This is a genomic window from Actinomycetota bacterium (genome assembly GCA_040754375.1).
Lineage (GTDB): Bacteria > Actinomycetota > Acidimicrobiia > Acidimicrobiales > AC-14 > JBFMCT01.
This window is the reverse complement of record JBFMCT010000041.1, coordinates 17,543-28,147: the sequence shown is the minus strand read 5'-3', so window position 1 is coordinate 28,147 and position 10,605 is coordinate 17,543. Positions and strand designations below refer to the sequence as shown.

At 73.8% G+C, this 10,605-nt stretch carries 12 protein-coding genes; 4 read left to right on the top strand and 8 right to left on the bottom strand.

The window, feature by feature from the left end:
• Positions 1-149 precede the first annotated feature (149 nt).
• The 3 genes from extP to AB1673_14480 are packed head-to-tail and all read right to left on the bottom strand — an operon-like array spanning position 150 to position 1,908.
• Positions 150-974, bottom strand: coding sequence for a selenite/tellurite reduction operon b-type cytochrome ExtP (gene extP, locus AB1673_14490; GenBank protein MEW6155173.1), 825 nt, complete (start codon positions 972-974; stop codon positions 150-152).
• Positions 975-978: 4 nt separating this feature from the next.
• Positions 979-1,392: a 4Fe-4S binding protein gene (locus AB1673_14485; protein ID MEW6155172.1), complete on the bottom strand. Its 414-nt coding sequence runs from the start codon at positions 1,390-1,392 to the stop codon at positions 979-981.
• A gap of 57 nt (positions 1,393-1,449) precedes the next feature.
• A complete protein-coding gene (locus tag AB1673_14480; protein ID MEW6155171.1) occupies positions 1,450-1,908 on the bottom strand; it encodes a hypothetical protein in 459 nt (152 codons plus the stop codon).
• 165 nt (positions 1,909-2,073) lie between these two features.
• Here AB1673_14480 and AB1673_14475 point away from each other — a divergent pair, with 165 nt between their 5' ends.
• The 3 genes from AB1673_14475 to AB1673_14465 are packed head-to-tail and all read left to right on the top strand — an operon-like array spanning position 2,074 to position 4,370.
• Positions 2,074-2,739, top strand: coding sequence for a cytochrome c (locus tag AB1673_14475; GenBank protein MEW6155170.1), 666 nt, complete (start codon positions 2,074-2,076; stop codon positions 2,737-2,739).
• Between the two features lie 4 nt (positions 2,740-2,743).
• Positions 2,744-4,021: a geranylgeranyl reductase family protein gene (locus AB1673_14470; protein MEW6155169.1), complete on the top strand. Its 1,278-nt coding sequence runs from the start codon at positions 2,744-2,746 to the stop codon at positions 4,019-4,021.
• A 7-nt stretch (positions 4,022-4,028) separates the two neighbouring features.
• A complete protein-coding gene (locus tag AB1673_14465) occupies positions 4,029-4,370 on the top strand; it encodes a metallopeptidase family protein (protein ID MEW6155168.1) in 342 nt (113 codons plus the stop codon).
• Positions 4,371-4,374: 4 nt separating this feature from the next.
• On the opposite strand, the gene AB1673_14460 is transcribed toward AB1673_14465, so the two are convergent.
• The 3 genes from AB1673_14460 to hemB are packed head-to-tail and all read right to left on the bottom strand — an operon-like array spanning position 4,375 to position 7,272.
• Complete coding sequence (locus AB1673_14460; protein MEW6155167.1) at positions 4,375-5,016, bottom strand: DJ-1/PfpI family protein; 642 nt, start codon at positions 5,014-5,016, stop codon at positions 4,375-4,377.
• 4 nt (positions 5,017-5,020) lie between these two features.
• Positions 5,021-6,289: a glutamate-1-semialdehyde 2,1-aminomutase gene (hemL, locus tag AB1673_14455; GenBank protein ID MEW6155166.1), complete on the bottom strand. Its 1,269-nt coding sequence runs from the start codon at positions 6,287-6,289 to the stop codon at positions 5,021-5,023.
• Positions 6,286-7,272 carry a porphobilinogen synthase gene (gene hemB, locus AB1673_14450; protein ID MEW6155165.1) on the bottom strand — a complete coding sequence of 329 codons (987 nt, stop codon included), beginning with the start codon at positions 7,270-7,272 and terminating at the stop codon, positions 6,286-6,288. Before hemB ends, hemL begins: the two co-directional genes overlap by 4 nt.
• A 50-nt stretch (positions 7,273-7,322) precedes the next feature.
• On the opposite strand from hemB, the gene AB1673_14445 reads away from it, so the two are divergent.
• A complete protein-coding gene (locus AB1673_14445; protein MEW6155164.1) occupies positions 7,323-7,880 on the top strand; it encodes a nucleotidyl transferase AbiEii/AbiGii toxin family protein in 558 nt (185 codons plus the stop codon).
• Positions 7,881-7,898: 18 nt separating this feature from the next.
• On the opposite strand, the gene cobA is transcribed toward AB1673_14445, so the two are convergent.
• On the bottom strand, positions 7,899-9,386 hold the full coding sequence (gene cobA, locus AB1673_14440) for a uroporphyrinogen-III C-methyltransferase (protein MEW6155163.1): 1,488 nt from the start codon (positions 9,384-9,386) through the stop codon (positions 7,899-7,901).
• A 52-nt stretch (positions 9,387-9,438) separates the two neighbouring features.
• Entirely contained in the window at positions 9,439-10,599 is a 1,161-nt protein-coding gene (gene hemC / locus AB1673_14435; protein ID MEW6155162.1) for a hydroxymethylbilane synthase, read from the bottom strand.
• Between the last annotated feature and the right edge of the window lie 6 nt (positions 10,600-10,605).

Below are 10,605 nucleotides of genomic sequence, written 5' to 3'. Positions count from 1 at the left end.
CGGCCGGGGGGGCGTCGCCGCCCGCCGGCGGCTCGCCGCCGCCGGGGGGCGCGGCCGCCGCCTCGCCCGCGTCGGGTTGGCCGAGGGCCGCTCGGCGTTCCTGGGCCCGCTTGAGAAGGTGTTCGGGGATGTCGGTCATCGATCGTCTCCTACAGCGGCCCGGAGATCCCGCCGTCCTTGCGGACCCGCCAGAAGTGGACGGCCATCGCAATGACGATCACGAACGGGAGCATGAGCACATGGAGCACGTACCATCGAAGCAGGGTGTCGGTGCCGATCTCCACTCCGCCGAGGAGGACGAAGCGCACCTGCTCGCCGAACACCGGTGTGTAACCCATCATGTTGGTCCCCACCGTGACTGCCCACAGCGCCAACTGGTCCCAAGGCAGGAGGTAACCGGTGAACGACAGCAGCAGCGTGAGGGTCAGCAGGATGACCCCGATCACCCAGTTGAACTCCCGGGGCGGCTTGTAGGCCCCGTGGTAGAAGACCCGGGCCATGTGCAAGAACACGGTGATCACCATCAGGTGGGCGGCCCATCGGTGCATGTTGCGCACCAGTAGGCCGAAGGTGACCGCCGTCTCGATGGTCTTGATGTCGTCCCAGGCGGCGGCGGCCGTGGGCCGGTAGAAGAACATCAGGAAGATCCCGGTGACCGTGAGCAGGATGAACAGGAAGAACGACAGCCCGCCCAGGCAGAGCGTGTAGCTCACCTTGACGGCGTGGCGCTTCACCTTCACCGGGTGGAGGTGGTAGATGAGGCTGTTCATGATCACGTAGGACCGGTTACGGGGGCTGTCGGTGTAGCCCTTGCGGAAGATCGAACCGGGCCGGAAGATCGAGGCCCAGGCCTGGGAGCTCCTGACCTTCTCACCGACCTCGGCCAGCTTCTCGGCCGGGCTCCGCCCGTGGCCGTTGCCGTCGCCGTCGCCGGTGCCGCTGCCGTTCTGGCCGCGGCGGAAGAGTGTGGCCATCCGGTTAGAACCTCATCCCGTACGCGTAGCCGTGCTTCTCGTCGCGCTGGTGGTGGTCGCCCTCGCGGGCCGCCACGCCCGCTTTGCCCATGATGATCACGCCCGTCGGGCACCGGTCGACACATAGGCCGCACCGGGTGCACACGTCCTCGTCGACGACGAATATCACGTGGTCGTCGGGGTCGACCCCCGGCTGGTCGGTGCCCACGGCGCCGGCGATGGCCTCGGTGGAGAGCATGTGGATGCACTTCCACGGGCAGATGTCGACGCAGCCCTCGCACATGATGCACTCGGACTGGTCGATGTGCAGGAACTGCTTGGGCTTGACCGCCTTGGCCAGGTAGTCGGTGCCGACCTCCTGGACGACGTAGTCGCCCGGGAACGCGGGCATGGGCGGGTTGGCGTCGGTCTTGGCCATCTCAGGCCTCCCTGGCTGGGGTGCGAGTGGGTGCGGGGTGCCGGCCGGTCGGGGCCATCAGGCCTTCCTGACCAGGGGGCGGCCGAAACGGGACGTGCGCTCGACGGCACCGGCCTGGGCCCGGCCCCGCCGCTGCCACGCGGCCCACATGTACATCTGGCCGGCGAGGAACACGACATAGAGGAGAGTAGCGACGATGTCGCGCATGGTCTGGTAGCTCACCAGGACCCGCCCACGGCCGACCAGGTTGGCTGCTTCCTCACCGAACTTGAGGCCGTCGGCCGAGAAGCCCATGAGCACGCGGTCGGGCCGCCACAGCAGCTCGTTGTCGGCGAACTCCAGCCACTGGTGGGGTACGACCCCGTAGGCGACGACCATCATGGCGAAGCCCCAGGTGGCGCCAACGAACGCCTCCCCCCATGTGAGGGGAGTGCCGAGCGGGCGACGGTGCCCGAAGTAGAGACAGGCACCGACCCCCACGATGAGGATCAGCATGGATGTTACGAACGCGGCCACTGGTTCACCTCTCCTCGTGAACGCGCTCACATTCTACCGGGACGTGTTCAACACCGAAATTCAGCACCGGGGCGGTTCTAGCACGCGCCCCCTGAGCAAGGCACATCGGCGCCGTCACCAGCCCAGCTTGGCCGAACAGCACCGGCGCGCTCTACAGTCGGCGCCGTGACCCAGGTACCGGACCACCTGCTCGAGAGGTCCCGCGCTCGCCGAGCCGCCCTCGGGCTGGGCGGCGACGCCCCCGAGGCGCCCCCGGCGGCCGCCGCGGGCGATGCCGGCGCGGCCCAGGCCCCGGCGATGGCCGAGGCCCCGCTGGCGGCGCCCGCCCCGGCGCCGGCCCGCCCGGGGGCGACCCCCGGGCCCGCGACCCCCTCTGGGCCCCCGGCGCCGGCGGCCCCCCTGCCCGACTACGTACGTGACCCGGGCCCCAAGAGCGGCATCCCCTACTGGGTGATGCCCATCCTGCTGATCCTGCCCCTGTGGGCCATCGTCTACATGGGTTCGTTCGGGGAGCGCGTGCTGCCCGACGCCACCCCGACCCCGGCCGGCCTGTACACGACTTACTGTGCGGCCTGCCACGGGGCGGCCGGCCAGGGCGGCGTGGGCCCGGCCGTGGGCGGAGGGGAATCCATCGCCACCTTCCCCGACGAAGAAGACCACGTGACCTGGGTCGTCGAAGGTTCGTCCACCAAGCGAGGCCAGCCCTACGGCGACCCCAGCCGGGCGGGCGGCCAGCGGGTGGCCACCTCGGGGGGCATGCCCGGGTTCGCCGGCATCCTCACCGACGAGGAGATCCGCCAGGTCGTCGCCTACGAGCGGAACGACCTCTGAGGTCATGACCGAGGCCGCCGGCCCCGTGTTCGACGTGCTCGTCGTGGGCGGTGGACCGGCCGGGGCGGCATGTGCCCACTGGCTGGCCGACGCCGGCCACGACGTGGCGGTCGTCGAGCGGAAGCTCTACCCCCGGGAGAAGACGTGCGGGGACGGGCTGACCCCCCGGGCCGTCCGCCAGCTCGAGGACATGGGCCTAGGCGGCGCCCTCGCCGGCCACCACCGCTTCGACGGCCTGCGCTCGGTCGCCTTCGGGCGCACCCTCGAGCTGGCTTGGCCCGAGGTGCCCGGCCTCCCCCGCTACGGGTACGTGGTCACCCGCCACGACCTCGACCAGCTCGTGGCCGAGCGGGCCGAGAAGGCGGGCGCCACCCTCTGGCAGCAGACCGAGGCGGTCGAGCCGCTGCGCGAGGGCGGGCGGGCCGGCGGGCGGGTCGTGGGGGCGGTCGTCAAGCGCAAGGCCACCGGCGAGCTCAGCGAGGTCCGGGCCCGGGTCGTGGTCGTGGCCGACGGGGCGCTGTCGCGCTTCGGCCGGGCGCTGGGCACGACCCGCAACCGGGCCTACCCGGTAGGCATGGCCATCCGGGGCTACTACCAGTCGCCCCGCCACGACGAGCCCTGGATCGAGTCCCACCTCGACGTGCGCGACGGCACCGGCAAGGTCCTGCCCGGCTACGGGTGGATCTTCCCGGTGGGCGACGGCCGGGTCAACGTCGGGGTGGGCCTGCTCTCCACCTTCCGCAACTGGAAGGACGTCAACACGACCAAGCTCATGGACGCCTTCGTCCACCACGCCCCCTCCTCGTGGGAGATCCGTCCCGAGACCTCGTGCGGGCCGGCGACGGGCGGCAAGCTGCCCATGGGCCTGTCGGTCGGGCCCCGCTGCGGGCCGGGCTGGCTGGTGGCGGGCGACGCCGGCGGGCTCATCAACCCGTTCAACGGCGAGGGGATCGCCTACGCCTACGAGACCGGCCGCATGGCGGCCGAGGCCGTGGCCGCCGACTTCGCGGCCGGCGGGGACGGGTCGGGAGCAGGGGCGGCCTACGAGGCCCGCTTGGCGGCCGAGTACGCCCTCTACTTCAAGGTGGCCCGGGCCTTCGTGCGGATCATCGGCCGGCCTGCCCTGATGAAGGCCCTGGTGGAGACGGGTATGCGCTCGCGTAGCCTCATGGAGTGGGTGCTGCGCATCATGGCCAACATGCTGCGCCCCGACGAGCTGGGGCCGGCCGAGGCCGCTTACAAGGCGGTGGCCGCCATCGCCCGCGTCACGCCCTCGCGGTGACCGGCGCGTGCTGCGCGTCACTGCCGAACAGTTCGAGGAGTGGGTGGCCGACGCCCTCGACAGCCTGCCCGAGGCCCTGGGCCGGCTCATGGAGAACGTCTGGCTGACGGTCGAGGACGACTCCCCCGACGGCCTGCTGGGCCTCTACGAGGGCGTGCCCCTGACCGAACGCGACACCTACGGCGGGTTCGCCCTGCCCGACCGCATCACGATCTACCGCCTCCCCATCTTGGCCGAGTGCCGCAACCGCCACGACGTGATCGAGATGGTGCGCGACACCGTCATCCACGAGGTAGCCCACCACTTCGGCATCGACGACCACCGCCTCGACGAGCTCGGCTGGGCCTGACCCGTCACCCGCGGCGGCGGTGGGCGGCCATGGCGGCTTGGAGGGCCGAGAGGATGTGGGGCGGGGCCTTGGCCGGCGAACCGGCGTCGAAGGGGGGCTGGGGGTCGTACTCCAAGATGAGCTGGGCGGCCATGGCCTGGTCGTCGCCCGCCTCCTGGGCCAGCAGGTAGAGGGCCATGTCGATGCCCGCGGAGACGCCGGCGGCGGTGATGATGCGGTCGCGCCGCACCCAGCGTTCCGTGACGGGGACGGCGCCGAGGGCGGCCAGGTCGTCCATGGAGGCCCAGTGGGTGGTGGCCTCGGTGCCCTCCAGCAGGCCGGCGGCCGCCAGGGTGCACGCCCCGGTGCACACCGACGTCGTCCAGCGGGAGGTGGCGTGGGCCGCCCGCAGCCACTCGAGCACCCGCTCGTCGGTGCGCAGCGCCCTCTCGCCCGGCCCGCCCGGCACCAGCACCACGTCGGGCGCGGGCACGTCCTCGACGAGGTGGTCGGCCATCAGGGCAAGGGTGCCCTGGGCAGTGCGTTTGGGGCCCGTCTCGGTGCCGACCAGGCGGATGTCGGCCCCGGGCAGCCGGCACAGCACTTCGTAGGGCCCGACGGCGTCGAGCACAGTGATGCCCTCGAAGACCAAGATGGCTACCTGCACGGTCTCAGCATGCCTCGGCCACGGCCCGGGCCGCGGCTGCGGCCAGGTCGGCGGTGCGCTCGAGCTCGTCTTTGGTGTGGGCCAGGCTCGGGAAGATGGCCTCGAACGGGCTGGGGGCCAGGGCCACCCCTCGGGCCAGCATCTCGTGGAAGAAGGCCGTGTAGCGGGCGCCGTCGGCCGTCTTGGCACTGTCGTAGTCGGTCGGGGCGGACGGCGAGAAGAACAAGCCCATGAGAGGCCCGACCACCGGGACCTGCACGTCGAGGCCGGCCTCGGAGATCACGTCGGACAGCCACCCGCCGAGCTGGGCGGCCCGGCCCACCAGTTGGGTGTAGGCCGCCTCGTCGAGTTGGTCGAGCACGGCCAGGCCGGCGGCCGTGGCCAGCGGGTTACCCGCGAGCGTCCCCGCCTGGTAGACGGGCCCGGCGGGGGCGAGCACGTCCATCACGTCGGCCCGGCCCCCCAGAGCGGCCAGGGGCAGGCCGCCCCCGATGACCTTGCCCATCACGGTCAGGTCAGCGGTGATGCCGTAGTGAGCCTGGGCGCCGCCCAAGCCCAGGCGGAAGCCGGTGATCACCTCGTCGAAGACGAGCAGGGCACCGGCCTTGGTGCACGCGGCCCGCAGGCCTTCCAGGAACCCGGGCGCGGGCGGGACCAGGCCCATGTTGGCGGCCACCGGCTCGACGAGGACAGCCGCCACATCGTCGCCGATGACAGGAACGGTGTTGTAGGGGACGACCAGGGTGTCGGCCACGGCCGCCTCGGGGACCCCGGCCGAGCCGGGCAGGCCGAGCGTGGCCATGCCGCTGCCGCCCGCGGCCAGCAGGGCGTCGCTGTGGCCGTGGTAGCAGCCGGAGAAGGTCACGATCCGGTTGCGGCCCGTATAACCCCGCGCCACCCGTACGGCGGTCATGGCCGCCTCGGTACCGCTGGAGACGAGGCGCACCCGCTCGCACGAGGGCACCCGGGTGCTGATGGCCTCGGCCAGCAGCACCTCCCGCTCGGTCGGAGCCCCGTAGGACGTGCCCGCGGTGGCCGCCTTCTGGACGGCCTCGACCACCGCCGGGTGGGCGTGGCCCAGGATCGAGGCGCCCCAGGACTGCACGTAGTCGGTGTACCGGCGGCCCTCGACGTCCCACACATAGGCCCCCTGGGCCCGGTCCACGAAGTAAGGCGTCCCCCCCACCCGGCCGAAGGCCCGCACGGGCGAGTTGACCCCGCCGGGGATGACGGCCCGGGCCCGCTCGAACAGGCCCTCGTTGGTGAGGCTCACCGCAGCAGCGACGCCATCTCGCGAGCGTGGTAGGTGAGCACGAAGTCGGCGCCCGCCCGCTTGATGGCCGTCAACTGCTCGAGGGCGACGGCCGGCCCGTCCACCCAGCCCCGCTCGGCGGCCGCCTTGACCATGGCGTACTCCCCCGAGACCTGGTAAGCGGCGACCGGCCGGTCGGTACGCGCCCGCACGTCCGAGATCACGTCGAGCAGGGCCAAGGCGGGCTTGACCATGACCATGTCGGCGCCCTCGGCCAGGTCGAGGTCGACCTCGCGCCGGGCCTCGCGCCGGTTGTGCCAGTCCTGCTGGTAGGTGCGCCGGTCGCCCCCGCCCGCGATCTGCACGTCGACGGCGTCGCGGAACGGGCCGTAGAGGGCCGAGGCGTACTTGGCCGCGTAGGCCAGGATGGCCACGTCGGCGAACCCGGCCCCGTCGAGCGCCCGGCGGATGGCGGCCACCTGACCGTCCATCATCCCCGAGGGCGCCACCACCTGGGCCCCGGCCCGGGCCTGGGCCACGGCCACCCGCCCGTAGAGCTCGATGGTGGCGTCGTTGTCGGGCACGCCGGCGGCGTCGAGCGGGCCGCAGTGGCCGTGGTCGGTGTACTCGTCGAGGCACAGGTCGGCCATCACGACCACCGCGTCCCCGACCTCGGCCGCCAGGTCGGCCAGGGCGAGCTGGGCGATCCCCTCGGGGGCCCAGGCCTGGCTGCCCTGGGCGTCCTTGGCGGACGGGGCGGGCACGCCGAAGACGATGACACCCGGCACCCCGAGGCCGGCCAGGTGGGCCGCTTCCTTGCGCAGGGACTCACGGGTGTGCTGGACCACGCCCGGCAGGGACGGGACGGGCCGGGGCTCGACGATCCCCTCCCGCACGAACAAGGGCGCCACCAGGTCGTCGACGGTGAGCCTGGTCTCGGCCACCAACCGGCGCAGGGCCGGGGTCGCCCGCAGGCGGCGGGGCCGGTCGTCGGGAAAGGCCATGGGCCTCCGATGGTAGGCCCCCCGGGGCTGGACCGGCGGTAGCGTGGTGGGTGTCAGAGGATGCATCCATCTCGCTACGGCGGGTATCCGCCCTCACCGCTCGTGAACGCTCCATCGGCGGCCCCGGGGTGAGCCCCGGGGACCAGTTGACAGCCCTGCGCGACGCCGTGGCCGCCTTGGAGACAGCCGGCGTGCGGTGCGCCCTGATCGGGGGGACCGCCGTGGGGGCGCGGTCGGGGGTGCCCAGGGCCACGCTGGACGTCGACCTCGCCGTTCCCACTAGCTACTCCCGGCCGTCGGTGGTGGACGCCTTGGTGGGCGCCGGGTTCGAGCTGCGGGGGGAGCACGCCCACAGCGTCAACTTCCGCCACCCCAACGGAGAGCCTGTGCAGTTGGCATTCGACCCGGCCTTCGATCAGATCGTCGAGCGCGCCCGGCCGGTGGGCATCGAAGGCACGCACGTGGCCGTGGCCATCGTCGAGGACCTGATCGCCATGAAGGAACGGGCGGCGCGCGACCCGGCCCAACGGAGGAGCAAGGCCCTGCGCCACCTGGCCGATGTCGAGCTGTTGCGGGGCGACATCGCGGACGACGATGAGGGCTGGTAGCCCCCGCCGCGGAGGGCGTCAGGGTGGTGGGGGCGTCAGGGTGGTGACGAGGGCGGCGGCCAGCCCGTCGAGGTCGTGGGTGGCGGCTGTGGCGGTCACGGCCAGCCCTTGGCGCCGGGCGGCCTCGGCGGTGACCGGGCCGATGCACACGACAACTGGCGGTAGGCGGCCGGGGCCGGCGGCCTCGAGGTAGGCGTCGACGGTCGAAGCCGACGTGAAGGCGATGGCGTGGGCGGAGGCGGCTGCCTCCAGCAGGTGGGCGGGCGGGACGGCGGCCACCGTGCGGTAGGCCTCCACCGCCGTCACCTGCCAGCCCGCGGCCCGCAGGCCCTCGGCCAGGGCCGGGCGGGCGGCGGCCGCCTGGGGCAGCAGGGCCCTGGCGGGCTGACCGTCGGTGGCCTCGACGACGGCCGCGGCCAGGGCCTCGGCCACCGACGTGGCCGGCACCAGGTCGGCCACCACCCCCCGGGCGGCCAGGGCCGAAGCCGTCCCCGGGCCCACGGCTGCGACCTGTACACCGGCCAGATCACGGGCGTCGCGCAGGTGGGCGAACAGGGCGTCGACGGCGTTGGCCGATGTGAAGAGCGCCCAGTCGTGGTCCCCGGCCGCCAGTGAGGCCGCGGCCGCAGCCAGGGCGTCCCCGCCGTCGCCGGGCCCGGCGATGTCGATCACCGGCACCCGCACGACCTCGGCCCCCAGGGCGCGCAGGCGCTCGGCCAGGCCCGACACCTGGTGGCGGGCACGGCACACCACGACCCGGCGGCCGGCCAGGGGGAGGTCCCGCGGGTCGGGGGGGGTGAACCACGCCAGGTCGAGGGCCGCCACCTTGCCGATCACCAGCACCACGGGCGGTTCGAGGTCGAGCTCAGCCAGGCCGGCCAGGGTGGAGCGCACGGTGTGCTGGCCCGGGAACGTTCCCCAGCGCACGGCCGCCACCGGCGTGGACGGCGCCAGCCCGCCGGCTACCAGGCGCTGGGCGATCTCGTGGCGGTGGGCCATGCCCATGAGCACGACCAGGGTGCCCCCTGCCCTGGCCAGCGCGGCCCAGTCGACGTCGGTGTCGGTGGCGTGGCGGCTGTGACCGGTGACGACCGTGAACGAGGTCGACAGCCCCCGGTGGGTGACCGGGACCCCCGCGTAGGCGGGCACGGCCACCGCCGACGTGACGCCCGGCACGACCTCGAAGGGCACGCCCGCTTCGAGGAGGGCGGCCGCCTCCTCGCCACCTCGGCCCAGCACGAACGGGTCGCCACCTTTGAGGCGCACGACCTCGAGCCCGGCCCGGCCCCGCTCCACGAGCAGGGCGTTGATGCCCTCCTGGTTGATGGGCCCCCCGGGGGACTTGCCCACGTCCACCAGTTCGGCCTCGGGGGGTGCCAGGTCGAGCAGCGAGAGGTCGAGCAGGCGGTCGTAGGCCACCACGTCGGCCCTGGCCAGCACCTCGGCCCCGCGGCGGGTGAGCAGGCCCGGGTCGCCGGGGCCGGCGCCCACCAGGTAGACCGTCATGTAAGGACCTCGGGCCCACCACTCGGTCTGAGGGACCGAGGTCCCGGGCCGGTCACGGCGCCAGCCCGGGCCCGGGCGGGCTCCAGCGCCCTTCACCGATGAGCGCCCGGCCCCCGGCCTTGTCCAGCAGATGGGTGGCCACCGCCCGGCCCAGAGCCGGCCCGTCCGTCCCGGTGGCCGTGTGGCGCAGGACGAGCCGTCCGTCAACCCCGGCCAGCAGGCCCGTCAGCGATAGCTCACCACCGGCGGTGAGCACGGCGTGCCCGGCACCGTCGGCGGTGAGCACGGCGGGCCCTGGCCCGGCGGGGCCTGGCCCGGCGGCAGGCCCGGTACCGTCGGCGGTGAGCACGGCGGGGCCTGGCCCGGCGGCGGGCCCGGCACGCTCGCCCGCGGGCCCGGCGCGCTCGCCGGCGGGCCCGGTGGTCCCAGTGGGGATGGCGGGCCCGGCGGCGAGCACCGCGTAGGCCCCGACGGGCAGGTCGCAGCCGCTGCCCAGGGTGGCCAGAAAGGCGCGCTCGGCGTCCACCGCCCGGTGCGACGGCCCGTGGTCGACGGCGGCCAGGACGGCCCGAGCCCGGTCGTCGTCCTCCCGGCACTCGACGGCCAGCGCGCCCTGGCCGACCTGGGGCACCATCACCGTGGGAGCCAGCAGCTCGGCCACGTCCTCCAGGCGCCCGAGCCGGGCCAAGGCGGCGGCGGCCACCACGATGGCGTCGTAGGCGGGGGCTTTGGCCAGGCGGGTCTCGATGTTGCCCCGCAGCCCCGTGAAGGTCAGGTCGGGCCGCAGCCACGCCAACTGGGCCCGGCGGCGGACCGAACCGGTGGCGACCAGCGAACCGGGGGCCAGGCCGTCGAGGGTCGAACCGACGAGGGCGTCGCGGGGGTCGGCCCGCTCGGGCACGGCCGCGATCACCAGCCCTGGGGTGGGCGTCGACGGAAGGTCCTTGGCGGAGTGGACGGCGAGGTCGGCCCGGCCGTCGAGCACGGCCGCCTGGACCTCCTTGACGAACACGCCCTGGCCCCCCAGGGCGGAGATAGGCGTGTCGGTGCGGCGGTCACCCAGCGTCTCGACCACCACCAGCTCGACCTCGACCTCGGCGACCTCGGCCAGCAGGGCGGCCACCAGCCGGGCCTGGGTCAGGGCCAGGTTGCTGCCCCGGGTGGCGACCCGCAGGGGGTGGCCGGCGAGGGCCCGTTGGTCGTCAGCGGCCACCGGAGG